Source organism: Microbulbifer mixtoriginis (SeqCode) (assembly GCF_052467705.1).
Window position 1 is genome coordinate 3,602,646 of the sequence record NZ_CP174322.1, and the last position, 25,848, is coordinate 3,628,493.

Annotated in this window: 24 protein-coding genes; 3 read left to right on the forward strand and 21 right to left on the reverse strand. The window is 53.6% G+C overall.

From position 1 onward, the window contains the following. Nucleotides 1-156: 156 nt before the first annotated feature. From ACJJIB_RS15730 to cysM, 6 genes are all read right to left on the reverse strand, one after another. Nucleotides 157-963 (reverse strand): hypothetical protein, encoded by an 807-nt coding sequence (locus ACJJIB_RS15730; RefSeq protein ID WP_252082525.1) that lies wholly within the window; start codon nt 961-963, stop codon nt 157-159. A 262-nt stretch (nt 964-1,225) separates the two neighbouring features. Beyond that, nucleotides 1,226-2,224 carry a ferrochelatase gene (gene hemH / locus ACJJIB_RS15735; protein ID WP_444886792.1) on the reverse strand — a complete coding sequence of 333 codons (999 nt, stop codon included), beginning with the start codon at nt 2,222-2,224 and terminating at the stop codon, nt 1,226-1,228. Nucleotides 2,225-2,391: 167 nt separating this feature from the next. After that, the gene (gene adk, locus ACJJIB_RS15740; RefSeq protein ID WP_444884231.1) at nt 2,392-3,045 is read right to left on the reverse strand and encodes an adenylate kinase; all 654 of its coding nucleotides are present in this window, start codon (nt 3,043-3,045) and stop codon (nt 2,392-2,394) included. 143 nt (nt 3,046-3,188) lie between these two features. Continuing rightward, nucleotides 3,189-4,016: a nucleoside triphosphate pyrophosphohydrolase gene (mazG, locus tag ACJJIB_RS15745; protein WP_444886793.1), complete on the reverse strand. Its 828-nt coding sequence runs from the start codon at nt 4,014-4,016 to the stop codon at nt 3,189-3,191. 9 nt (nt 4,017-4,025) lie between these two features. Next, nucleotides 4,026-6,272, reverse strand: a complete 2,247-nt coding sequence (gene relA / locus ACJJIB_RS15750) for a GTP diphosphokinase (RefSeq protein ID WP_444886794.1) — start codon at nt 6,270-6,272, stop codon at nt 4,026-4,028. A 667-nt stretch (nt 6,273-6,939) separates the two neighbouring features. After that, on the reverse strand, nt 6,940-7,830 hold the full coding sequence (gene cysM / locus ACJJIB_RS15755; RefSeq protein WP_444886795.1) for a cysteine synthase CysM: 891 nt from the start codon (nt 7,828-7,830) through the stop codon (nt 6,940-6,942). 288 nt (nt 7,831-8,118) lie between these two features. Between cysM and ACJJIB_RS15760 the strand changes: the two genes are divergently transcribed. After that, nucleotides 8,119-10,884, forward strand: a complete 2,766-nt coding sequence (locus ACJJIB_RS15760) for a response regulator (RefSeq protein ID WP_444886796.1) — start codon at nt 8,119-8,121, stop codon at nt 10,882-10,884. Between the two features lie 35 nt (nt 10,885-10,919). On the opposite strand, the gene acpS is transcribed toward ACJJIB_RS15760, so the two are convergent. From acpS to ACJJIB_RS15800, 8 genes are all read right to left on the reverse strand, one after another. Continuing rightward, complete coding sequence (gene acpS / locus ACJJIB_RS15765) at nt 10,920-11,309, reverse strand: holo-ACP synthase (RefSeq protein ID WP_252082544.1); 390 nt, start codon at nt 11,307-11,309, stop codon at nt 10,920-10,922. Beyond that, nucleotides 11,306-12,055, reverse strand: a complete 750-nt coding sequence (recO, locus tag ACJJIB_RS15770) for a DNA repair protein RecO (RefSeq protein WP_444886797.1) — start codon at nt 12,053-12,055, stop codon at nt 11,306-11,308. Before recO ends, acpS begins: the two co-directional genes overlap by 4 nt. Nucleotides 12,056-12,079: 24 nt before the next feature. Then, nucleotides 12,080-12,979: a GTPase Era gene (gene era, locus ACJJIB_RS15775; RefSeq protein ID WP_444884224.1), complete on the reverse strand. Its 900-nt coding sequence runs from the start codon at nt 12,977-12,979 to the stop codon at nt 12,080-12,082. Between the two features lie 113 nt (nt 12,980-13,092). Then, nucleotides 13,093-13,773, reverse strand: a complete 681-nt coding sequence (gene rnc / locus ACJJIB_RS15780; protein ID WP_252082551.1) for a ribonuclease III — start codon at nt 13,771-13,773, stop codon at nt 13,093-13,095. Beyond that, entirely contained in the window at nt 13,766-14,206 is a 441-nt protein-coding gene (locus ACJJIB_RS15785; protein WP_252082554.1) for a DUF4845 domain-containing protein, read from the reverse strand. The genes rnc and ACJJIB_RS15785 overlap by 8 nt, the downstream gene beginning before the upstream one ends. Before the next feature lie 48 nt (nt 14,207-14,254). Then, entirely contained in the window at nt 14,255-15,022 is a 768-nt protein-coding gene (gene lepB, locus ACJJIB_RS15790; protein ID WP_252082555.1) for a signal peptidase I, read from the reverse strand. A 43-nt stretch (nt 15,023-15,065) separates the two neighbouring features. Beyond that, the gene (lepA, locus tag ACJJIB_RS15795) at nt 15,066-16,871 is read right to left on the reverse strand and encodes a translation elongation factor 4 (RefSeq protein ID WP_252082557.1); all 1,806 of its coding nucleotides are present in this window, start codon (nt 16,869-16,871) and stop codon (nt 15,066-15,068) included. A 133-nt stretch (nt 16,872-17,004) separates the two neighbouring features. Then, nucleotides 17,005-18,399 (reverse strand): Do family serine endopeptidase, encoded by a 1,395-nt coding sequence (locus tag ACJJIB_RS15800; protein ID WP_444886798.1) that lies wholly within the window; start codon nt 18,397-18,399, stop codon nt 17,005-17,007. Nucleotides 18,400-18,574: 175 nt separating this feature from the next. Between ACJJIB_RS15800 and mpaA the strand changes: the two genes are divergently transcribed. Continuing rightward, the gene (gene mpaA, locus ACJJIB_RS15805) at nt 18,575-19,279 is read left to right on the forward strand and encodes a murein tripeptide amidase MpaA (RefSeq protein ID WP_444886799.1); all 705 of its coding nucleotides are present in this window, start codon (nt 18,575-18,577) and stop codon (nt 19,277-19,279) included. Here mpaA and ycjG read toward each other — a convergent pair. From ycjG to rpoE, 5 genes are all read right to left on the reverse strand, one after another. After that, a complete protein-coding gene (gene ycjG / locus ACJJIB_RS15810) occupies nt 19,267-20,214 on the reverse strand; it encodes an L-Ala-D/L-Glu epimerase (RefSeq protein ID WP_444886800.1) in 948 nt (315 codons plus the stop codon). The genes mpaA and ycjG overlap by 13 nt on opposite strands. Before the next feature lie 44 nt (nt 20,215-20,258). Next, nucleotides 20,259-20,711, reverse strand: a complete 453-nt coding sequence (locus ACJJIB_RS15815) for a SoxR reducing system RseC family protein (RefSeq protein ID WP_444886801.1) — start codon at nt 20,709-20,711, stop codon at nt 20,259-20,261. A gap of 5 nt (nt 20,712-20,716) precedes the next feature. Continuing rightward, entirely contained in the window at nt 20,717-21,892 is a 1,176-nt protein-coding gene (locus ACJJIB_RS15820; protein WP_444886802.1) for a MucB/RseB family sigma factor regulatory protein, read from the reverse strand. A gap of 1 nt (nt 21,893) precedes the next feature. Further along, nucleotides 21,894-22,598 carry a sigma-E factor negative regulatory protein gene (locus ACJJIB_RS15825; RefSeq protein ID WP_252082571.1) on the reverse strand — a complete coding sequence of 235 codons (705 nt, stop codon included), beginning with the start codon at nt 22,596-22,598 and terminating at the stop codon, nt 21,894-21,896. 117 nt (nt 22,599-22,715) lie between these two features. Further along, complete coding sequence (gene rpoE, locus ACJJIB_RS15830; protein WP_226647383.1) at nt 22,716-23,330, reverse strand: RNA polymerase sigma factor RpoE; 615 nt, start codon at nt 23,328-23,330, stop codon at nt 22,716-22,718. A 169-nt stretch (nt 23,331-23,499) separates the two neighbouring features. Here rpoE and nadB point away from each other — a divergent pair, with 169 nt between their 5' ends. Continuing rightward, complete coding sequence (nadB, locus tag ACJJIB_RS15835) at nt 23,500-25,116, forward strand: L-aspartate oxidase (RefSeq protein WP_444886803.1); 1,617 nt, start codon at nt 23,500-23,502, stop codon at nt 25,114-25,116. A gap of 30 nt (nt 25,117-25,146) precedes the next feature. Here nadB and ACJJIB_RS15840 read toward each other — a convergent pair whose 3' ends face one another. Further along, nucleotides 25,147-25,599: a protein YgfX gene (locus tag ACJJIB_RS15840; RefSeq protein ID WP_444886804.1), complete on the reverse strand. Its 453-nt coding sequence runs from the start codon at nt 25,597-25,599 to the stop codon at nt 25,147-25,149. Next, on the reverse strand, nt 25,574-25,819 hold the full coding sequence (locus ACJJIB_RS15845; protein ID WP_252082577.1) for an FAD assembly factor SdhE: 246 nt from the start codon (nt 25,817-25,819) through the stop codon (nt 25,574-25,576). Before ACJJIB_RS15845 ends, ACJJIB_RS15840 begins: the two co-directional genes overlap by 26 nt. Nucleotides 25,820-25,848: the final 29 nt, after the last annotated feature.

A 25,848-nucleotide genomic window follows, 5' to 3' on the forward strand; every position in this document is an offset into this window, starting at 1 on the left:
AAACCGGGTTATCGAAGGGAGTGAATTGTGGCACGGTCACAAGGACTAGTCATGTAGATTAGCGATATTGAGGAAAGAGAAAACCCCGGTATTAACCGGGGTTGATGGAGAGTTAGCCATGCCACTAAGGCATGCTGTGAACTAGAGGAGGTTTAATTAAGCCGCACTCTTGGGTGGTCGACCACGGCGAGCGGTACCGGCCTTAGGTGGGCGCCCTCGACGAGTTGGCGTTTTCTTGGCCGCCTCCGCTTTGCTAGCAGACTTCTTCGGACGCCCTACTCTTTTCGCTGGCTTTGCTGCGGAGGTGGCCTTCTTGGGGCGCCCTACACGCTTGGTGGCTTTAGTTTCAGAAGCAGCCTTTTTGGGGCGGCCTACTTTCTTGGCCGCAGTAGTCTTTTTAGTCGCCGCCTTTTTAGCTTTTTGAGCATCAGCTTTTAGCTTCGCAGCTGCTTTCTTCTCTAGCTCCTTGGCTTTTGTCGCAGCCTTCTTTGCTGCAGCTTTTATCTTAGCCTCAGCTTTTTTCTCGGCGGCTTTGATCTTCTTGGCATGAGCCTTAACACGAGACTTCATCCAGCGCGCTTCGAACGCCTTCAATGCCGCCGCCAGGTCTTTATCTGCCTTGGCAGAAAGGCTTTCAGAAAGGGTGGCCACCTTCTCCTTAGCCGCTTCTTCTGCATGACGCACGGCATCCATGGTCTTGGCCTTGGCAAGCTCCATTTTTGCCATCGCCAGCTTGGCGCGTAAATCTTTTGCTTTACCATTGGCGCTGGTCAAGGAAGCCTTGGCCGCTGCCGTACTACTTTTTTGTGCCCGCGCTTTTGCTTTTGCCACACGATCCATTTGTGCATCCAGCGACTTACTTGCTGCATCCACGGCTTTCTGTGCTTTTACGACTACCGGCGACGCTTTGGTCGATGTAGTTGCCTTTTTAGCACGTGTACTCTTTTTTACTACTCTTGCCATCCCTTGTCTCCTCATTAAAAAGAAGAAGTACTTCCAAAAGTGTGCTGGCAACGCGGCCTGTTAGCTATCGAATAAAACCCGGGGGTTATTTTATTGCTTATACAGAGCGGTGCGCTGCCTATTTCAATACAACTTTATCAAAGTTAATAAAAATACACGGCATTGCAAGTAAAAAAGCGAAAAATGAGAAATTTTTCAGCAAATAAGTCTCTTTTCCTTAACAAATTGCCTTTTGAAGAGGCAAAACACCTAAAAGTAAAAATTATTTTGGGCCTGGCAACTTATCTTCAACAACCGCAGTAAGAGCTTCGATATGATCCTCACGTAAATTTAGCGCGGGAATATAATGGTATTCACTTCCACCCGCTTCGATAAAATTAGCGCGATTCTCTACCGAAATTTCTTCCAATGTCTCTAAACAATCGGCCGAAAATGCTGGGCAAATCACATCAACACTCTTGATACCGCCTTTGCCCCATTCAATCAGAGTTTTATCGGTATAAGGTTGCAACCACTCAGCCTTACCAAAGCGTGACTGAAAAGTAACTTGCCAACGCTCCGGGGAAATTTGTAATTCTTCCGCAAGCAGCCTCGCGGTTTCCTGACAATGGCGTAAATAGGGGTCCCCTTTATCAACATTTGCTTTGGGGATACCGTGAAAAGAAAGCATTAATTTTTCAGCCTGACCGTGTTTCTGCCAGTGTTCCCTGACAGAGTTGGCGAGAGATTTAATATATAGAGGGTTGTGGTAATAATCACGAACCAGTGAAATATCCGGAATATCACGACTCTTTCGGAAAATTTGCGCCACTTGATCATATATTGCAGCAGTAGTGGTAGCCGAATACTGCGGATATAAAGGGAAAACAACAAAGGACTCATAGCCTTTTGATCGCAAGCTTTCAATAACTTTATCGAGGCGCGGTTCACCGTAAGTCATGGCATACTCTACCGCGATATCCCGCCCTTTATCCTTTAAATGCTTTTGCAGTAGCTGCGCTTGATGGCGGGTATAGTAGAGAAGTGGTGAACCTTCAACTTGCGCATCGTCCGCGCTGCAATTCCAGATTTCCGCATAAGCCGGAGCAATTCTCTTGGGGCGAAAAGGTAATATCAAACCGTTTAGTATTGTAAGCCACAGTGGTCGGGGTATTTCCACTACCCTGGGGTCGGAGAGAAAGTCTCGCAAGAAATCTCTTACGGCGGACGGCGTGGGCTGCGCAGGGGTACCCAGATTCATCAAAACTATCGCTGTGGACATACAAAGACCCGTCTGAAATACAATTTTGCCAGGAATAACCTGCCGGCCATCTTAATGATTGGTCAGTCAACTACAAGGTAGGCGCTTGCGAAACTAAAAAGGAAACCATCGGAGAAGATACAAAAAAGCCCCCAAACGGGGGCTTTTTTTAACAATGTTCAGTGCGATCAGCTCAATGCTTCGATGACCTTATCGCGGATCTCATCCATGCTGCCAACTCCCATCACTTTACTGTATTTCGGAGCTGCTTCAGGGGAGCGCACTTCCAGCTCTCGGTAGAAGCCAACCAGCGGTGCTGTCTGCTCGTGATAAACCGCCAAACGCTTGCGCACGGTCTCTTCGGTATCATCACTGCGCTGTACCAGTGCCTCACCAGTCACATCATCCACACCTTCGCTCTTGGGCGGGTTGTACACAACGTGATAAACGCGGCCTGAACCCTCGTGCACGCGACGCCCAGACAAGCGCTTGACGATTTCTTCATCGTCCACAGCAATTTCCAGCACATGATCGATATGTACATCTGCATCCAGCAGTGCTTGCGCTTGGGGAATAGTGCGGGGGAAACCATCGAAAAGGAATCCATTTGCACAATCTGCCTCAGCGATGCGCTCTTTCACCAGGGCAATAATCAGGTCGTCGGAAACCAGTTTGCCGGCCTCCATGATGTCTTTTGCCTGCAAGCCGAGAGGTGTGCCCGCTTTCACCGCAGCGCGAAGCATATCGCCGGTGGAGATCTGCGGAATGCCGAACTTCTCTGTTATGAATTGTGCCTGAGTGCCTTTACCGGCCCCCGGTGCCCCCAAGAGAATAATTCGCATGTTCAGTAAGCCTCCAAAACTATCGACGCACTAAGAGCCGCCGCGCCAAAAGAGCGCTACCTTACACGTCCACCCCAAATTGGGCAAGATTATGACTGTGGTACCGCCATTACCGCAGAATAAACTGCGGCCAATACGGCTACTTATCTGTCTGAATCCTGTCTTTCTATGTCTTTCGCGCGTTCCCAGAGTCGATCAAGCTCTTGCAGGCTGGCATCTTCTGGCCCACGTCCATCTGTCCTGAGGGCTGCCTCAACAGCGCCAAAACGACGCTCGAACTTACGATTACACTGTCGCAGTGCAGACTCAGGATCAACTTTCAAATGCCTGGCCGCGTTTACACAGGAGAACAACAGGTCGCCGAGCTCCTCCCCAGCATGCTCACGATCACCGGTTGCAATAGCCTCGCGCAATTCGGCTACCTCTTCCTCTATTTTGTCCAGCACACCTGTGATATCTGGCCAATCAAAACCCACCTGTGAGGCACGCTTTTGCAATTTGGCCGCACGCGTCAAAGCGGGTAAGCCCGCGGTAACACCAGCCAGGACTCCGCTCTCACCCTTTGCGTTGCGCTCTTCAGCTTTAATGGCTTCCCAGTTTTGCTTTACTTGCGCTTCATCCATTGCAGAGGAGCCATTCTCGCCATAGAGCTCTCCGCTGGGGAACACATGAGGATGGCGTCGCACCAACTTGCGTACCAGGGTGTCCACAATACGGGAAAAGTCGAAATGCCCCTGCTCACGGCCGAGCTGGGAATAGAAGATCACCTGGAACAATAAGTCCCCAAGCTCTTCATGTAGATGTTCGAAATCTTCAAGCTCAATTGCCTCGGCCACTTCATAGGCCTCTTCAATCGTTGAAGGAACAATACTGGAAAATGTCTGTTTCAGATCCCAGGGGCAACCACCGTTTGGGTTGCGCAACTGGGACATTAGGTGAAGCAAGTCCTCCACCGAGTAATGGTCTTGCATGGGTCTCCCTCAACGCAGCATACGCCGCTTCGCCGAAGCGACATTGGGCAGGCGATTAATGCGGTGCAACACGTAACTCAACTCTTCAAAATTATGAATCTCGGCGGTAAGTACCATCTCTACAGTATGCTTATGCTTATTACTGTGTGTCTGCATCGCCGTAATATTGATTTTCTGACTATCGAGCATAGCGGTGACATCGCGCAACAGCCCCAGGCGATCATAGGCTTCGATAACGATTTCCACCGCATAGAGTTCCCTCGGTTTTGCCGCCCAATTAACTTCTAGTACTCGCTCAGACTCCTCTGCCTGCATACGCAGCATATTCGTGCAGTCTTTACGATGTATCGATACCCCGCGACCAAGAGTGATGTAACCCATAATTTCATCACCGGGAACAGGGTTACAACAACCCGCAATATGCGTCAGTAAATTACCAACCCCTTCGATATAAACATCGGCTTTGCCCGTCCCCGTGGCCACCGGGGCAGTAAGTGAAGGCACACGCTGCGCATTGTCGACCTTTACCATACGCTGGGCGGTGTTCAGCACCTGCCCCACACCGATATCCCCAGCTCCCACTGCCGCATAGAGATCATCCAACGAGTGCATATTCAGCTTGGCAGCAAGCTGTTCAAAATTAAAATCACTCAGAGCGAGCTGCTTGAACTCACCATCTAAAATACTGCGACCATCGGCAATATTTTGATCTCGGGCCTGCTGCTTAAACCAGTGGATAATCTTGGCCCGCGCCCGCGAGGTTGTTATATAGCCCATACCGGACGAAAGCCAATCGCGACTGGGGGCTTCACGTTTACCAGTGAGAATCTCTACCTGATTGGCGGTTTCCAGTTCGTGGTTTAATGGCACTATGCGGCCATCCACCTTAGCACCGCGACAGCGATGACCAATCTCGGTGTGGATTTTATAGGCGAAATCCAGCGGTGTGGCTCCGCGGGGCAAATCGACTACATGGCCATCGGGAGTAAAAACATAGATACGGGAGTCCCCTTCCCCGGTCTGAAGATCTTCTTGTAAGGGATTACCACCCACCTCTTCATGCCAGTCGAGCACTTGCCGCAGCCAAGAGATCTTTTGCTCATAGCTATCTTGGCTCTCTGTTTTCAGGTCGGTGCCCTTATACCGCCAGTGAGCACAGACCCCATATTCAGCCTCCTCGTGCATGGCAAAAGTACGGATTTGCACTTCCAGCACCTTGCGTTCGGGGCCGATCACTGCAGTGTGCAGGGATCGGTAGCCATTCTCCTTCGGAGAGGCAATATAGTCATCAAACTCGTTGGGAATATTGCGCCAGAGGTTATGTACAATCCCCAACACCGCGTAACAATCCCGCACGGTAGGCACCAGAATGCGTACAGCACGAATGTCATAAACCTGAGAAAAGCCGATATTCTTGCGGCGCATCTTGCGCCAGATACTGTAGATATGCTTTGCGCGGCCATAGACATCACCCTCTATATCCGCCCGCGCCAGTTCTGTGCGAAGAAGCTCCAGCACCTCATCGATATACTCTTGTCGCGCCATCCGCTTTTCATCTAAAAGACGCGCTATCTGCTTGTAGTCTTCAGGCTCGAGGTAACGGAAGGACAAGTCCTCCAACTCCCACTTGATATGCCCTATACCGAGGCGATGCGCCAGTGGTGCATAGACATCGGCCACCTCGCGAGCGACCCGCTGGCGCTTTGTGGGCTCAGCATTCTTGGCCGCACGAATTGCACAGGTCCGCTCGGCAAGTTTGATCAGCGCAACGCGAACATCATCAACGAGCGCCACCAACATACGGCGAATATTTTCCGAGTGTTCCTCTACCGCACCGCTTTTGCTTTCCTCACCAGTATCGGCACTGCGACTGCGAATCGCCGCCATGCGCAGTACCCCGCGAATAAGCTTGGCTACAACCGACCCAAACTCCTCTTCAACGCTTTTAAGCGCGAGGCGCTTCTCTCGTACTGCTCGGTAGAGCACTGCAGCCACCAGTGCTTCAGAATCAATTTGCAAGTCCGCCAGGATTTCCGCCATTTCAAGGCCGGTGGCAAAACTGCTGGCACCCTCTGCCCAAATATTTTCCGCGGCAATAGCCTGTTGTTCAGCTTCAGCACTTACTTCTGCTGCACGGCGCAAGGTCACTATGGCAGCCCCATCCAGCCCAGCCAGTTTTTGCACATGGCGCAACCAGGCTTCCAGGTCGTGCTCTCTCTCACCTCCAAAGGAATGATGTTTTCTGACTTGAACCATGTTTTAACCGGGCCGAAACAGGAATTTGTAAGCTTACTAGCATTGCTCAGTGGCTTGCATGATGGCAAAACCAAGCAAAAAGAATAACTTCCCAAATTAGGGACGCTTCTATCATAGGTTTGGTCAGACTAAAGTCCACGATTTTCTTTATGTTTTCAACAAGCTGCGTGAAATTTAGCGATAACTCACCCCAGTGGATATGGCTTGATACTGGAAACTGCAAACGATAACACCAATTGGTCAATCACATTGAGTAGTGAGAATTTTTACCAAGGAGAATGCGACTAAAGGAAGGCATGCCGGGTTGAAGGGCTTTTACAAAGAGACCCGCTCATTTTCGACATCTCTGCGGTGACACTGGAAAACTGAGAAAATCAGCTTCTATTACAGCCTTTTTAGTGAAAGCCTATTCATTAGCCACATAAAGAGAGTTTTAAGCCCTCACCTGCTGACCATAGCTAAGTAATAGTCTTTGTTTTAATAAAACAATCTACGCACTGACAATCTTAAACTGAGGACACGCTTAAAATCAGAGCATCAAAAAAATAAAAGTCGGAGAGAGAAAATATCAAATATACGCAGATAGATTAGTAGGCATATAAAAATTCACACTAAAGTCGGGGGCAACAAAAAATCTGCACACCCGACTGTGCCTTTTTTCCCAGCCTTACTGATTGAACAATCCCGAGGATAAATAGCGATCACCGCGGTCACAGATGATTGCCACAATTATGGCATTCTCCACTTGGCTGGAAAGGCGCAGTGCTCCGGCAACCGCTCCGCCGGAAGAAACACCACAGAAGATGCCCTCTTCACGCGCCAGCCTACGTGTCATTTCCTCCGCTTCTCGCTGATCCATATCGATAACGAGATCCACTTCCTCCGGGACAAAAATTTTTGGTAGGTAAGCCTGTGGCCATCGGCGAATACCGGGAATACTGGAACCATCGGTTGGCTGCAGACCCACAATCTGAACCTCCGGCTTCTGCTCTTTCAGAAAGCGGCCGCAGCCCATTATGGTACCTGTGGTCCCCATAGAAGAGACAAAATGAGTAATTTCCCCAGCGGTCTGCTGCCAAATTTCGGGTCCGGTACCCTCGTAATGGGCCAGAGGGTTATCCGTATTGGCAAACTGATTGAGCACAAGGCCACGACCTTCGGTCTGCATTTGAAGAGCTAGATCCCGAGCACCTTCCATTCCCTCCTCCGCACTGACCAAAATCAGCTCGGCACCGTATGCAGTCATAGAGGCCTTACGTTCTGCGGTAGCACTGTCCGGCATAATCAGGATCATACGATAACCTTTAATGGCAGCTGCCATTGCCAGTGCGATACCCGTATTGCCGCTGGTAGCTTCTATCAAGGTATCCCCTGGTTTAATCTGCCCTCTTGCCTCGGCGTGGTTGATCATTGATAGAGCCGGGCGATCTTTTACCGAACCAGCCGGATTATTGCCTTCCAGCTTGAGCAAAATCGTATTGCTGGTATCACCGGGGAGGCGTTGCAGCTTGATCAGTGGCGTATTACCTACGCAGTCAGCAATCGTTGGGTAATCCATAGTACCTTGAGTCCAGACATATTGCGGCCGCACAGTGTACCCGATGCTCCCTCTCGGGCTAAATACCGACTATTTTGGTGGACTATATAGTCGAGTTATTACAAATATCAAAAAATCGCAAAGCAGAAAACATTTACCCAGAGCAGCCCGTATAGGAGTGCGCCTCCTCTCGCATAGGGGTAAAATGGGGAAAAAATAATCGCACAAGACCCTTGATTTCTCATGGCCCCAAATAATACCGACCCTTCCATGCCGGCTCCTTCAGAGCTCCGCTCGTTGCGTTCAACTATGTTTCGCTTCACGGTTGCGCCAGCGCTGATTTTGGCCATGACTCTGGCCCTGGTGTTCACACTGCAACAAATGCATGATCGCCGTCAGCTCTTACTCAGCCACGGACGGGCAAGTGCCGAGCAACTGGCCGAGTTAATTGAAATGAGTGGCGGCCACCCTTTCGATCTGCGTATGGAATGGTTACGCAAGAGCCTTCTGGCACTGATGTTGGAAAAGGACATGGTGCGCTCGGTGCATATTTATTCCACTGAGGAAAGTAAAAAAATCTCACTGGATAGATCCACTGGGCTGGGGCTTCTGGCCAGTGTGGGCCCACGACCACGCACCCCGCTTACAAACCACCAACTCAATCAGCGCGAAGCTTTTATTTTTGAAGATGATGAAACCCTACAGGTATTACAGCCATTAAAGGGGGACATCACCACCTGCTGGATTAGTATCGAGCTACACCGGCCCTATTTTCTTGTGGGCACCTACCAAGTATTACTCGTGGGCTTGGTGGGCTTAATTATTTGCACCTTGGCCGCCCTAGCTTGGTCGGTGATTTTATCTGAGCGTTTTGCTCACAGCCTGGTACGTATGGGACAGGTGTTACAAGCCATGGGGCGCGGTGAGTTTGACCGCCGCATTCACGAGATAGAGAACCGCGAACTCGCACAACTGGCCGATCAGATTAACGAGATGGGTGAAAGTCTTGCCAATTACCAGCGGGACTATAAATCGAACATGCTGCAGAGCATGGACGATCTACGTCAGTCTCTCGACAGTATGGAAGAGCAAAATATCGAGTTGGACCTGGCACGCAAAAGGGCCCAGGAGGCGAGCCGTATCAAGTCGACCTTCCTTGCCAATACCAGCCATGAAATCCGCACACCATTAAACGGCATTATCGGGTTTACTAATTTATTGCTTAAAACCGAGATCGATGAGCTACAACAGGACTACCTGCAAACCATTCTGCGCTCCTCAGAAAACCTGCTCACCACAATTAACGATATTCTGGATTTTTCTCGAATCGAGTCCGGCAATTTGGTGCTCGACCATATCCCTATGGACCTGGGGCAGCTGCTTGAGGAGACCCTGCAAATCCTTGCCCCTTATGCCTATGAGCATCACCTGGAACTGGTGCCACTGATTGACCCACAATTGCCTGTCACCCTAGTGGGCGATCCTCTACGTACAAAGCAAATATTTACCAACTTGCTCGGTAACGCCGTGCGTAGTTCCGAGAATGGTAATATCCCGGTACGCCTCACTGTACAGAGCAATAAGGACTCTGAACTGGTATTGCGAATCAGTGTTACCGACTTGGGAAATCGCATTGATGAGCCCGGTCGCCGCGAGCTGGAACAAATTCTCAACGCCAAAACACCACAACATTCGCAGCAGATCAGCGCCAACGGGCTCGGAATCTCTATCGCTCGCAGCCTCGTCGAGCGCATGCGCGGTTGCACGGGTATGGAAGTAGCTGCAAATGGTGCCAGCACCTGCTGGGTGGAACTGACCCTGGTACCGGAACGCAACCGCGGCATCCCGCCACGGGTGCTTTTCCCAGACTGCCGCATACTGATTGCCGACCCCAACGAATTGACCCGCTCCCAGGTTGCTCAACTGCTTAAACAGTGGCAGGTTGAACCCATTGAACTTGCCGATACCGATACTCTGCAGCCAGCAATTGAACAAATGTGGCGGCACGATGCGCTGCCAGATGCGGTGATTATCGATACCGCCATCGCCAAGGGAGACTTCGACAGCTTCAGCATGAAGGTACAGTCCCTGGTCGATGCCTATCAATGCCGGGTAATCGTACTCGGTGCCCCAGCAGAGCTGCGCCGCTGCTATGAGCAGCTGCGCACCCGCACCTTAACTTTCCTTGGCAAGCCGGTAACCCGCGAGAACCTGCTTCGCGCACTGAAAAGAGCTGTCCCCCAACAGAGCCAGCCTCGCCCCAGTAATGGTGCCGTACCCGCCCTCCCCTGGCCCGCGCCACCGCGTGTCCTGGCCGTGGATGACCACGCCGCTAACCGGCGCCTGGTCGGCGAGTTACTGCGCGCCCAGGGTGTAGAGGTGGTGATCGCCGCCAGTGGTGAGGAAGCCTTACTACATTGGCAGCAAAGCACTTTCGACCTGGTCTTTATGGATATCCAGATGCCCGGTATGGACGGTATTGAAGTCACCCGCTGCATCCGCGAACGAGAGACCGGCCGCCGCACGCCCATTATTGCACTCACTGCCCATGTGGGAGCCGAGGAGAAGGCGAGGCTACTGTCCGCAGGGCTAGACGACTACCTGAGCAAACCAGTGAGCGAAGCCCAGTTGTCCCATATGATCAAACGCTGGCTAAAAATTATCACTCCACAAGTGGTAGAAAAATTGAGCCCAAACCAGATGCGCCTGGTGGATATCGGCGAGAGCCTAAACCTGGCAAATGGCGATGCAAAACTGGCCAGGGATATGCTGCAAATGCTCGTGGATGGGTTGATAACAGATGAACGGGAACTTGAGCGACTACAGGGTCTAGGCGACATAAAAGGCATGTTTGAGTTGACCCACCGCATGCACGGCGGCTGCTGTTATTGTGGCGTATCACGCCTACGAGAGGCCACTTGTGTGTTACAGGAGGAGTTACGTATCCAGCAAAATCAGGAGAATCCCCAGCTCGACCGCCGCAAATTGGATAGAGCACTCAGGGAAATTCGCGCCCTGCGAGAATGGGCCTCCGAGCAGGATCTCGACACACTGTTTGGGTTGGAGGTTGCCTAACTCGCAATAAATAAAGGCCGGGGAGATGCTCCGGCCTAACTGCGAGCTTCAAAAATCACGAACGCTAGAGCTGCGTCCTTTTCATCGGAAAGGGAGAGGTGTATCACCTCCACTCCCATCGCCTGAGCCCGCCTCTGCGCTCCACCCCGCAGCAGCACCTGCGGAGCTGCACCCTGGCGCCGGCGCACTTCAATATCCTGCCAGGAAACACCTTCTCCAATACCAGTACCTAGGGCTTTACCCACCGCTTCTTTAGCTGCAAAGCGCTTGCACAAATAGGCCGCTCTATTGGCCTCGGCAAGATCGGCAAAATCACAGCGTTCGCCACCACTCAATATACGCTCCACGAAACGATCACCATGGCGGCGCCAAACTGACTCGATACGGCTGTAATTGCAAATGTCGGTACCGATGCTAACAATCATTTCCCGTAAACCTGTTTAAATAACTCGCGGCTCTGCAAGGGCTTCTCCCCCAGTAATGTGCGCAACAAAATACGGGTTAAACGCTTTGCCGGGCCCAATACTTCTGCCGGCCACTTGCCAGACTCTTTAGCCCGCAGTATCCCCAGCAGCTCTGAACCAAAAAACTCCCGCTCACGCAGAGCAGTGGCACCCTGCCTGTGCACCGGCACAAAGCCCACCTCCAATTCCAACCTGTAGCTGCCGGCCTCACTCACAACGCCCTGACTCTGCACACAATAATCCAACGGTGGGCAACTACCCAACTCCGCGAGCAGCTGTAATTCGAAACTGCGCAGTGGTCCTTCCAACTCTGCACTGTCCGTACCGCCCAGATCTGATAGCTCCTGCAATAGACGCTGATAGGTGGCAAACAGACCTATGTGCGCCTCGCCCTCCGGTAGCAAGCGCACCATCAACTCATTGGCGTAGAGCCCGCCATAGACAGCACGTCCCTTAAGCCAGAGTGGAACTCCAACATTCTCCACGGGCCCGAGGGTTTTCAGGGATCCAGCACCGAGCAGAGTAACTAATAGAGGCGTAAAAGGTTGCAGCGCCTGCTGGCGCCGCTGCTTGTCCCTCCGCGCACCGCGGGCAACACAACCAATACGGCCATGGTTTGGAGTGAATAACTCAAGAATCAGGCTGGAGTCGCGATAGGGCCGGGAGTGGAGAATGTACGCCGGCTGCGCCGGCGGTGGTGTCTTCATGGCGGACGAGTCAGGGGAAGAGAGTTACTCGTCTCGATAGCCGAGACTGCGTAGGGCACGCTCGTCATCAGACCAGCCGGACTTCACCTTAACCCACAAATTCAGCATTATCTTGCTATCGAACAGGCGCTCCATATCTTCACGAGCCTGACTGCCAATCTGCTTGATACGTTCACCCTTGTTGCCGATGATAATACGCTTCTGCCCCGATCTCTCCACCAGGATCGCTGCGCTAATATGCAGAATCTTCCCTTCCTGTTTGAACTCCTCAACCTCAACAGTGACCTGGTAGGGCACTTCCGCTCCCAGCTGACGCATAATTTTTTCACGCACAATCTCTGCGGCGAGGAAGCGTGAACTGCGATCAGTAACTTGATCCTCTGGGAAGAAGTGTTGCCCCTCTGGCAAATGCTTGAGGATTACCTCTTCTAAGGAATCAAGGTTGACGTTGCGCAGTGCCGAGATCGGCACAATTTCAGCCTTAGGGTGCTGTTCCGCCAAAGCCTGCAGCTGAGGCAGCAGATCACTCTTATCCTCCAGCTGATCGACTTTATTGACGGCGATAATCAGCGGACACTTGAGACCGCGTAACTTATCGGCCACCAGCTGGTCTCCCTCACTCCAGCGGGTGCGCTCCACGACAAACACCACCACATCTACATCCCGAGCTGCACTGGAAGCCGCACGGTTCATATAGCGGTTGATGGCCTTTTCCTGATCCGAATGCAGGCCGGGTGTGTCCACAAAAATAATCTGATTGGGGCCATCGGTTTTAATACCGAGCATGTTGTGGCGGGTTGTCTGGGGCTTGCGTGAAGTAATCGCCAGCTTCTGGCCCAGCAAATGGTTAAGCAGCGTGGACTTTCCCACATTGGGGCGGCCGACGATCGCTACATAGCCGCAGCGAGAGGGTTGTTCGCTCAAGAAGTTTCTCCGAAAGGGTTGAAGTGCCCAGCGAAACCGGGCTCTGCTCGCCCCCGCACACAGGGGCTATCTGTCCGAGCCGGGCGATAAACCGCTGCGCTCTAATTGTAAGGTTAGTCCTGCCCAGTGAGGCGCTTATAAGCCTCTACCGCGGCAGTTTTCTCTGCGGCGCGGCGACTATTGGCCTCGCCGCGAACCGGCTGGGCCAAACCACTAACCCGGCATTCTACGATAAAGTGCTGGGCGTGCTCAGCACCGGACACATCCACGACTGAATACTCAGGCAGAGGCTTTTTACGGGCCTGGAGCCATTCCTGCAAGCGGGTTTTGGGGTCTTTCACCGTCTCCAGTGACAACTCCTGTAGCCGTGGTGCAAACCATGCCAGCACTCTAGCGCGCGCTGCCTCCAGACCGGCATCAAGGTAGATGGCACCGATCAGGGCCTCCACCGCATCAGCCAGGATAGAGGCGCGGCGAAAGCCGCCGCTTTTCATCTCACCCTCGCCCAGGCGTAAGCAGTCGCCAATATCCAGCTCTCGCGCCAGCTTAGCTAGGGTTTCACCACTGACCAGTTGCGCGCGCAAACGGCTCAGCTGGCCCTCGCGGCCCTGGGGAAATTGCTCATAGAGTGCGGCACCAATAGTAAAGCCGAGAATGGAATCGCCGAGAAATTCCAAACGCTCGTTGTTACGGCTGCCGTGGGATCGGTGTGTAAGCGCCAACTCCAAAAGAGTGCTTTGTTCAAATTTGTGGCCAAGGCGCTGGCAGAGGCGCTCCAGTAAAAGGTCAGTCACGTTTGCGGAATTGCTCCAGATCTATCAAAGGATCACAACAAAGCTCAGGCTTGGCCGTATTGAGCTGTTTGTTAAATTTCATCACGACATCCACGTTATAAATCAGCGGCTGGCGCAACTCGTAATTAATACTGACCACAGTACTTTTCGCCCCACGCACCACCTGCAATGCTTTAGTGGGCTCTCCGCGCACATTATTGATCAGAAAGAAACGGCCCAGCTCTTTCTTGATCTGGCCGGTCGACATATTTTCCAGCTCCGGGTTCTCACCCAGAGTTCTCAGGGCCTCACTCACATAGCGCGCATCCACGTAGGCTGGGGCCATTTTAGAAACACAGGTAAGGGCAAAGCCCAACACCGCAATAACCAACAACCAACCCCAGTAACTCATGCCGCGCTGACGCTTTAGTGAAACCCGGATAACACTACTCATTACCTTTGCCCTCAATCCATATCGCCGGCACAACGCCGGCCATTTTCGTTATTGGATAGAGCCTACACGTTTAAAGCTGGGCAAACTGAGCCAGTTGTCCCAGTGCATCCAAATAGCAAAGGCTTTACCCACTACGTCACGCTCAGGGACAAAGCCCCATGCACGGCTGTCGAGGCTGTTATCGCGGTTGTCGCCCATCATAAAGTAATGGCCTTCCGGAACTACACCACTAAAGTTACCGTACTGACTGGCAGGGATATTTTTTTGCATTAAATGGCGCTTGCCATAGAGATTTTCCCACAATATTTCCTGTCTCGGATTTACCGGGGGCATCGCCTGAATCAGCTCCTGCGGTGCCAGCTCACCGTTGACATAGAGCACATTGTTTTTCAGCTCAATTTTGTCACCGGGAAGGCCAATAACCCGCTTGATAAAGTAGGTATCATTCATGTGCGGTGGGAAAAACACCATCACGTCGCCGCGCTGAGGTTCGCCGATATCTACTACTTTTTTACGGGAGACCGGCAGGCGCAAGCCGTACTCATACTTATTGACCAGAATAAAATCACCAACCTGAAGGGTTGGGATCATGGAACCAGAGGGAATCTGGAAAGGCTCGACAATAAAAGAGCGCAACACAAAAACGATTGCCAGGATTGGGAAGAACGACTTTGCGTACTCCACAACCACTGGATCCTCTTGCTTGCCCCCACCTTCTTTTTTGCGGCGACGGGCAAAAAACAGGCTGTCTACCAGCCAGATACCGCCACTGATAACGACTAACCAGAGCAGAATCAGAGGTAAATTAATATCCATTATGTATCTCTATTTTCCTTGAAGCCAATAGCGGACCTAGCCGCTATTGATCCACCTTCAGCACGGCCAGGAAGGCCTCTTGTGGCACTTCCACTCGACCGAGCTGTTTCATACGGCGCTTACCCGCTTTCTGCTTTTCAAGCAGTTTTTTCTTACGGGTGACATCGCCACCATAACATTTTGCAGTCACATTCTTGCGCAGAGCCTTTACGGTGGTACGGGCCACCACTTGGCCACCAATAGCCGCCTGAATTGCCACATCGAACATCTGCCGGGGAATCAATTCTTTCATTTTTTCCGCCATGGCACGCCCCTTCTGCTGGGCATTCTCACGGTGCACGATCAGCGCCAGGGCATCGACTCGATCCCCGTTAATGAGGATATCCAGACGCACCAGTTTTGCCGCTTCGAAGCGCACAAAGCTGTAATCCAGGGAAGCAAAGCCACGGCTCACCGACTTGAGGCGGTCGAAGAAATCCATCACCACTTCACTCATGGGTAGCTCATAGCGCAGGGATACCTGGGAACCCACGTACTGCATATCTTTCTGAATACCGCGCTTCTCCACGCAGAGAGTAATCACGTTGCCCAGATATTCCTGCGGTACCAGGATATTCACCTCGGCAATAGGCTCACGCATCTCCTCAATGTTACCCACATCCGGCAGGCGCGATGGGTTATCCACCATCACCACTTCGCCGTCGGTCTGCTCAACCTCATACACCACAGTTGGCGCGGTGGTGATCAAGTCGAGATCATACTCGCGCTCCAAACGCTCCTGGATAATCTCCATGTGCAGCATACCGAGGAAGCCGCAGCGGAAACCAAAGCCGAGCGCATCAGAGGTCTCAGGCTCATAGAACAAAGAGGCATCGTTAAGAGAAAGCTTCTCCAGCGCATCGCGGAAGCCTTCGTAATCGTCGGAGCTAACCGGGAACAAACCCGCGTAAACCTGTGGTTTGACCTTCTGGAAGCCCGGCAGCATTTCGATTTCATCGGCACCCTTAGCGTGGGTCAGGGTATCGCCCACTGGCGCGCCATGGATATCCTTGATGCCAGCCACAACAAAACCCACTTCACCGGCACGCAGCACACCAGTTTCTTTGCGCTTGGGGGTAAAGATACCGACGTTATCCACCACATGGGGGCGACCAATCGACTTGGTGACAATCTTGTCTTTGGTTTTCAGGGTGCCCTGTACTACTCGTACCAGGGACACAACGCCCAAATAGCTATCGAACCAGGAGTCGATGATCAGGGCCTGTAGCGGCGCATCCACATCACCCTCGGGTGGTGGAACCTGACGCACCAGATCCTCAAGGACATCCTCTACACCCAGACCGGACTTGGCGCTGCAACGGGTCGCATCGGCAGCATCAATGCCGATGATTTCCTCAATTTCCTCAGCGACTTTATCCGGATCCGCTTGGGGCAGGTCCATCTTGTTTAGTACCGGGATAACTTCCAGGCCCTGCTCAATCGCTGTATAACAGTTGGCCACTGACTGGGCCTCGACACCTTGTGCGGCATCCACTACCAACAGCGCCCCTTCACAGGCTGCCAGGGAGCGGGATACCTCGTAGGAGAAGTCCACGTGTCCCGGGGTATCGATAAAGTTCAACTGGTAGGTCTTACCATCCCGCGCTTTGTAGTCGAGCGTTACACTCTGCGCCTTGATGGTAATACCGCGCTCGCGCTCCAACTCCATGCTGTCGAGCACCTGAGCTTCCATTTCGCGGTCTGAGAGCCCACCGCAATCCTGAATAAAGCGGTCCGCCAGGGTAGATTTCCCGTGGTCGATATGGGCAATAATGGAGAAATTGCGGATATGTGAGAGATCTGTGGCCACTGCGGAATAAAAACCCTTGAAAAATCAAATGATTAGCTGGCGGAGCTGCCAGCTGTGTGGCGCAAGTCTAACAGAACTCCCGAGCAGAGGTGAGAGGCAGGTGACCCAATGGGCCACCATTTGCCTCTTGTACTTAGCTTTCGATCTTAATTGTGCGGAAAGTTGACTGGCCAGCTCGGAAAAAGCGGATCGGCAACAGCTCATCTTTGGGGAGGTCATCGACCACCGTTTCGTAGTCGCTGATATCAGTCACTTCCTCAAAGCCCAGCTGGGCGATGATATCACCGCTACGCAGACCCGCCTTTGCACCTGGCTTACCGGGAATAACCTGGCGTACAAGCACGCCAGTATCTACATTCCAACGCTGCTTCATACCCTCCGGGATTTCCTCGACAACCACACCGAGGGGGCCACCCAGTCTGGATGCCGGCTGATTGGACGCCTGGCTGCGTTCTTCATCAGAACCCGGAAGAGAACCGACAACCACTTGTAGCTTTTCGGTTCTGCCCTTGCGCATCAGCTCCACGGGAACCTCGGTGCCGGGGCGAACCTGACCGACTACATGTGGCAGATCTCCATGTACACCAATCTTGCGACCATCAAAACGGATAATTACATCTCCAGGTTTAATACCGGCCTCAGCCGCAGGAGTACCTGGACTCACCTGCTCCACTAGCGCACCAGAAGGTTTACCGAGCCCCATGGCTTCAGCCATATCACGGTCCACATTGCGGATACCAACGCCGAGCCAGCCGCGATCCACACGACCCTTCTCTTTCAACTGGGCAACCACATCCTGGGCCAGGCTCGCTGGGATAGCGAAAGACAGGCCTATGGATCCGCCGCTACGGGTATAAATCTGGGAATTGATCCCCACTACCCGCCCATCGAGATTAAACAACGGCCCACCGGAGTTACCAGGGTTGATGGCTACATCGGTCTGAATGAATGGCACATAGTTTTCACGACTCTCATTGGGAATACTGCGCCCCATAGCACTCACGATACCGGCACTGGCGGAGTAGTCGAGGCCGAATGGCGAGCCGATCGCGACCACCCATTCACCCACCTGCAGCTCCTCTGAGTCCCCCCAGCGCACTGCCGACAGGTCATCGGCTTCGATCTTGAGCAGGGCAAGATCCGAGCGCTCATCGGTGCCTATCACCTTCGCCTCGTATTCGCGGCGATCGGTTAGCGTAACTCTCACCTCATCTGCACCATCGACCACATGGTTGTTGGTCACGATATAACCATCTTCAGAAATGATGAAACCTGAGCCCATGCTGGCCACTGGACGCTGACGACGGCGTGGCTCGATCAGGTGACGGAAAATATCGGGGATTTCCTGCTGATACTGCGGCGAACTGTTGCCGCGAGCCACTCGGCTGCGATCCACCGTGTTGATCTTAACCACCGCAGGAGAGTTTTCCTCTATCAATTCGGTAAGTTCTGGCAGTCCGCGCGCACTAGCAGCGCCGGAAGCCAAGAGACAGAGTACCAAGAGATATTGTGTACAGCGTTTAACCATAGGTTTGTTACCCCTAGTGTTCCCTTCTAATATGAAACCATTGGAATTTGAATCCCTTCCAGGGCATGCCTCGACGGAATGGCTCCAGCCCCTTTAGGGACATTCAGTAACGATTTAGTGGCTGTATAGCCACGAAAGTTCTGCCGCCTAATGTAAATCTGTGTAAAGGCCAGCGATGTCCAAACTGCGCCCACGCCCACAGCGAGGCCAATTCCACCTCCCCAAAGAACTGTACGGATACAGCGCCCTGGGCGCACCACTTTTTTATTTTCCCGCTCAATCCGGCCACAAACCGGGCCTGGTGATGGCCGGCACCCACGGCGATGAAGTCGCAGCAGTGGTAGCACTCTCTTGTGCACTGCGCTCACTGGCGACGAATCAGCTCAAACACCATGTGATACTGGCGGTAAATCCCGATGGTTGCCAGTTGGGTACCCGCTGCAATGCAAACGGCGTAGACCTGAACCGCAACTTTGCCACAGAGAACTGGGACGGCGGCGGCAATGTTTACCGCTGGAATAGCACAGCAGATGCCCGCGATGTCCAACTCGGTACCGGCAACAGGCCCGCCTCTGAGAGTGAAACCTCCGCGTTATCCCAGTTGATTACTAAACTGGCGCCCCCTTGGACGGTATCTATCCACGAACCCCTGGGCTGCGTGGAAGACCCCGACAAAACTTCACTGGGAGCCTGGTTGGCCGAAGGTATGCAGCTGCCACTGGTCGAACAGCTAGGCTACCAAACACCGGGTTCTTTCGGTACCTGGTGCGCCGAGCGCGCCCTGCCCTGTATCACCGTGGAGTTTCCACCAATCTCCGCTGATGCAGCCAGTGAAGAATATCTGGATATACTGATCGACCTGATTACTTACGACCAATAAACCCTGCCAGCAGTAAAGCGCAGTGGGGGCTCGGCATCTCTCGCCAGCCAGGTAGGGCCATCCAAATCCAGGTAGCGCGCCTTTGACCCCAGAGGCCAAGCCGCACGTATTGCCCGCGAGGTACACAACATACAACCGAGCATCAGCTCAAAACCCTGCGCGGATGCCTCCTTCGCCAGAGCCTCAGCCTCACGAATCCCCCCGGTCTTATCGAGCTTAATATTGACCATCTCATAGCGCCCCTTCAGGCGCGGCAGGTCAGCACGGGTATGGCAGCTCTCATCGGCACAGATAGGAAGTGGATGGGGAAATGTGGTGAGAAATTTATCGTCGTCCGCAGGCAAGGGTTGCTCCAGCATGGCAACCCCCAACTCGGCCAACTGCTGACAGCGCTCGATCAGAGTGATGCTCTGCCAGGCTTCATTGGCATCAATCACCAACTGGGCACTGGGCGCAGCGGCACGTACGGCCGCCACCCGCTCACAGACCAGATGATCATCCAGCTTGAGCTTTAATACTTGCACTCCATGGGATACCGCATTGTCCGCGGCCATAGCCATGGCCTCCGGGCTGTCGATCACCAAAGTCTGTACGGTGGGCAGGGAATCGGGGCCGGCAAAGGGCACATTATTGTACTTCGCCTCCCAGTCAGCCAGCGCACAGTCGAGGGCATTGCGCGCGGCGCCAGCGGGCAATCGCGACGCCAAAGCACTTCGCTTCAAACCGGCAGCCAGCTCGGAAAGCAAGGGTTCCAGCTGCTGCACAACCGATTCAGGGCTTTCGCCATAGCGGGCATAAGGGGTGCACTCTCCAATACCCACGCGGCCTTCCAGCTTTACCTCTACAACGACGACTTCTGCTTCAGTGCGAGCTCCGCGGGAGATAACAAAGGCCGTGCGCAGGGGCCAGCGCTCTATATAGCAGCGGGCCAACATGGAAAGACTCCGATTAAACCTTGGAGTTATCAGTTTAGGTTCTGTTATGAATGCCCGCTGCTGGGCTCTATGCGCAATAGCACCGGGGTATAAGTGGGATTGGCAGCTTGGCGGCGACTGTACCAGCGCACGCCGAGAGCACCGCCCAGTAGGCCCAGTAGCGCGCCTATAACGGCGCCAGCCTCAGCGAAAAGATAGTCCCCCAATAGTGCGACAAACACCAGGGAAACCAGTGGTAACAAATAAACCAGCAGGGTACTGCTGGTAAGGGCATTCTCAGCAATGCCGATTACGGCGGTATCATTCAGGGAAATTTTATCGGCCGGGTAGCCGTTAAGAACTGCTCTCACTCGCGTGGAAGAAGAAAAAAAGTCACCAAGTAGACCAGTGCCGCAGCCAGACTTGGCCTCACAACCATTGCAGGCGCTGCGCTGGATTGTTTCAACCCAGACAGCGTCGGATTCTATGGCGACAATACGGCCGCGCTCTTCAAGCACGGCACTCAGCCTTTTTCAGCAATAGAACTGGCTACTCTGCGCGCCGTGGCATCGGGGATTTCCCCAACGACAGTAACGGTATAAGCGACGCCATTGACTTCCATTCGGTCCATATAGGCCACTGTCGCACCGCGTATGGCTCTGCCTTTAAAATCCTTTAGCTCAGGTCCAAGGCGTTGCACAAATACGGTAAATACGCCTAGCCCATCACTAAAGACCATCATATCGCCATCGGAAAGGGGTTTCACCGATACCACCTTGAAACCTTCCGGCAGCCAGCGCACTTGCCAGCGACTCTGGGAGGATTCGCAGCTAGTTCGATTATCAACCCGTCGCGCATTATTGGAGACCGCCTCCAGGGCACCATCCTCTACCGGCGACAAGTCTAGCTGTACAAACTGGTAGCGCTCCAACACTCGGCCCTGAGTGCTCACCAACATAGTTTTAAGGGGCAGGCCGGTTTCCCGGTCTAAGCTGACCACCAGCCCGAGCCGGTAGCGATCCCGCGGCCTGGCCTCGATCACTACGGCATCGCGATCGGCAATACGCTCCTCGCCACGCAAAATAAACTGGTAGGCGCGCTGAACTTGTTGCTGTCCCACCGCATTCCATAGGGTAGCCCGAGCACTGGGCGAAACACCGTAGTCACAATTGCTGCTGCTACCGTGGCTGATCAATTCTCGCGGTTCGCCACTGAGGTAGCGCACACGCTCTACTTGTTCTCCGTCGCGGACCGCGTGTACCACCTGCAGGGTTTCAAGCATGCCGGCGTGCTCAAAGGTGACCAGCCCGCTGTATTCCAGCTCGGCAACCGCCTTGGCAAGCTTGGCCAACCACTGCTCTACCTCATTACCGGCAACCGCTACCGACACAGCACCAGGACTGGTCAGAGCTTCCGCAGAGAGCACTGTGGGGTCAACAGCCGGAGGTTCCGGGTTGGCGGTAGCCAGGGCATCCTGTTCACTGCTCGGGTTTGTCACATCAGCAGCAGAAGCTGCCGCCTGGGTGCTGGCCATATCGAGGTTTACGATACTGGGCGCACTGGGTTGGATAGCATTATCGGTGCTGACTGTCTCCTGGGCGATCACCAGTGGCGCCAGCAGTGAGGTGGCCAGTAAGAGGTTACTGGCCCTGCGAATTCCAATACGGATAAGACTCCCCCTGAAAACGGCTTTCGTCACGCTACATACCAACTTGTTCGCCGTAGGTCGCGCGGGCAAAAGGCACCATGCCCTGGCTGCCGACATGCGCGGCCTGTTCTGAGTGTTGCATCATTACGCGGTTCAGATGGCGCATCAGCTCCGGTGTTGGCACCTGCTGAATCACCTGCTGGCCAACCACACCGCGCTGCTCGGGTACAAAGCTCGGAGTGGCTGTGCTCACTGAGCGGGTAGATGGTGCCGGCACATAAAAACCGGACGGCTGCGGGGCAGATTGCACTACCGGCTGTGCCGGGCGCTCAACCTCTGCCATCAATTCCACACCCTGACCCTGCACAGGACTCTGCTGTGTATCGGTAATCTGTTGAACCCCAAGAATTGCAGCAAATGCTACAGTGGCCGCTACCGCACCGCGTGAAAGCGGACGCCACCAACGGTTATTAATCAACCCATTGGCCGCCACGGCACCACCACTCCCCGTTTGCGACAAGGGCTCTTCGAGATCAATTGCCGCAGAGATGTTTGCAGCGAGACTGCTGTTCACAGGGGCGACCTGTTCGCGGCGCATTACACTCGCCGCAAGTTGGTAGCGTGACCAGCGCTCACCCAACTCTTCAGAAGCCGAAGAGGCTTTTAACAGCCGCTGCAACTCCAACTCGCTGACTTCGCCATCCATAAGCGCCGAGAGCGACTCGTTGAGACGTTCCTGATGATTCCCGTGGGACATAGGGGTTAACCCTCTTGTGCAATCATTTATTCGGTGCCCACACGCACCATAGTTGGTATGAGATAAGACCGGGCTCTCGGCGGTTGGTTTCCCCAGTTGGGAAAATTTTCCGCAATTTTAACCCCGGTCACCCAGTGTTTCCGGCTCACCGGCCATCACGGCCTGGACTGTCCGGTCAATAGCTTCCCGTGCACGAAAAATTCTCGAACGCACTGTGCCTACCGGGCATCCCATTACCTCGGCGATCTCCTCATAGCTCAGTCCCTCAAGCTCTCTCAGCGTAACCGCTGAGCGCAGATCCTCTGGCAGTGCGCGAATGGCGCGATGCACCGCAGATTCAAGCTGGTCACGAAACATCTGATTCTCAGGTGTTTCGTTATCCCGCAACAGATCGGCGCCGGAGTAAAACTCGGCATCCTCAAGATCCACATCGGAAGACGGGGGCCTGCGGCTACGGGAAACCAAATGATTTTTAGCGGTATTAATCGCAATCCGGTACATCCATGTGTAAAAAGCGCTGTCGCCACGGAAATTGGCGAGCGCCCTGTAGGCCTTAATAAAAGCCTCCTGAGTGACATCCTGTACCTCACTGTGGTCCTTGATAAATCTGCTGACCACAGCAACAATTTTGTGTTGATACTTGAGTACTAACAGGTCAAAAGCGCGTTTATCTCCCTTTTGAACCCGCTCCACCAGCTCACGGTCACTCGTTGACGCCTGATGCGCTGTCATCCCCAACTCCCATATCCAGCCACACTGCGGGCACCACAACGATTTACTGAGGGGCTGCCGGCGCAGGCGTTTCTTTTACTGTGTTGAAGACACTGACAATAGGACATAAGTTCCACGTCAAATCGACGAATAATCAGGAGGCGCTATACTACGCGACCCTTAAAGATAAATGAAATCTATGAATGCCCCGGTAAACTACGACGTTCTCGTCATCGGCAGCGGCGCCGCTGGCCTCACCCTGGCCCTGCATCTCTCCGCCAAATATCGCGTAGCCTTGCTTTCCAAGCAGCGTCTGCAGGACGGTTCCACCTGGTTCGCCCAGGGGGGCATCGCGGCAGTGTTAGACGATATGGATTCGGTGGAGTCACATATTGCAGACACATTAGACGCGGGTGCCGGACTCTGCCACCCATCGTCTGTCCGCTTCACGGTAGAAGAGAGCACCGCAGCCATTCGCTGGCTGATTGACCAGGGCGTGAGTTTCACCCGCGAGGGCGAGGACTACCACCTGACAAAAGAAGGTGGGCACAGCCATCGCCGTATCATTCACAGCGCCGACGCCACGGGCAAAGCCGTACATAGCACCTTGCTGGTGAAAGTACTCAACAGCCCCAATATTGACTGCTTTGAACATCACGTCGCCATTGATTTAATACGCCAACCAGACCCCGAGAAAGGGCGTTTTCGCTGTGCTGGCGCCTATGTGCTGAATAAAAATACTGAAGAAGTCGAGCTATTGCAGGCCAAGGCGGTGATCCTCGCCACCGGTGGTGCCAGCAAGGCCTATCTGTATACCAGTAATCCAGATGGTGCCAGCGGCGACGGCATTGCCATGGCTTGGCGCGCCGGCTGCCGGGTGGCCAATATGGAATTCAACCAATTCCACCCCACCTGCCTCTACCACCCCAAGGCTAAAGCCCTGCTGGTTACAGAAGCCCTGCGCGGCGAGGGAGCACAGTTGAAACTGCCCGATGGCAGCCGCTTTATGGAACGCTTTGATAAGCGCGGTGAACTAGCCCCCAGGGACATCGTCGCCCGTGCCATTGACCATGAAATGAAACGCCTTGGTGCCGACTGCCTCTATTTGGATATCTCCCACAAAGATTCCACCTTTGTACGTGAGCACTTCCCCACCGTGTATAGCAACTGCCTGAAATACGGCATAGATATCACCAAAGAGCCCATCCCGGTGGTGCCTGCCGCCCACTATACCTGCGGTGGAATTATGGTAGATAAACACGGTTGCACCGACCTGGACCAACTCTATGCCATCGGGGAAACTACTTTTACCGGCCTTCATGGCGCCAATCGCCTAGCTAGTAACTCCCTATTGGAATGCCTGGTATACGCCCGTTCTGCCGCCCTGCATATCGACGAACATCTTGACTCGGTGCAAGCGCCGCGCAAGGCGCCGGAGTGGGACGCCTCGCGAGTTACGGACTCTGATGAAGACGTTGTGATATCCCACAACTGGGATGAGCTGCGGCGCTTTATGTGGGACTACGTAGGAATCGTGCGCACCCGCAAGCGCCTGCTGCGCGCTCAGCACAGAGTAAAACTCCTGCAGCGGGAAATTCGCGAGTTTTATGCCAATTACCGCATCACGAATGATCTAGTGGAACTACGCAATCTGGCCTTGGTTTCCGATTTGATCATCCGCTCGGCTCTGGACCGCCGAGAGAGTCGGGGCCTGCACTATTCTCTCGATTATCCAGATCTCAGAGAGCTGGCCATGGATACGGTGCTGGTACCGGAAAACTACGCCAATCAGAGGCAATTTATCTGAACACAGGGGTGTGGGTGGGCAGAGCCCACCCTAGCGTGAATAGCGCAAAGCCACCTGCAATCTGCGCCAGTCGTCCCGATTGAGCGCGTCCCGCGCCAAAACCAAGCAAAAAGAGGCTCCCATCTGATCACGCCCACGGATTACCAGCAACCACTGCCACACTACCAGCTCACCACAAAACTCAAATTCTCGTTCCACTCCACTTTCAGTACGCCAAAACCAGCGGCGGTCTCGGGTTGATAAGATCCCGCTCATCCGCTCCAGGCGACGTTTTTCAACAAAGGCATAGAGGCACATAAGCAGCAGTGCCGACCAGAAAAGCCAGGAAGGGAGGTCACTCAACCACAGCAGCAATACCGTCTGCCCTGTGGCAAGCAATAAAAAGAGAAGAAGGAGAGGCGATCGCGCAACCACGCAGCTCAAGCGTGCGCTGCGCTCAAAAATTTGAGACGGCGGTCTACTGCTGTAAACCGGTGTTGTCACGGATGATCTGTACTATGCGCAATAGCTCCGGGTCGGCCGGATCTTCACGGCGCATGAACCAGGCAAATAGATCCTGGTCCTGCTCGTCCATCAGTCGCACATAACGCTGTTGATCTTCGGGCTCCAGGGTCTCGTAGATATTGTCCAGAAACGGCAGCAGCACCAGATCTAACTCCAACATGCCGCGGCGGCTGGCCCAAAACAGGCGGTTGCGATCCATACTTCATTTCCAACCAGATTAAAGTGCGC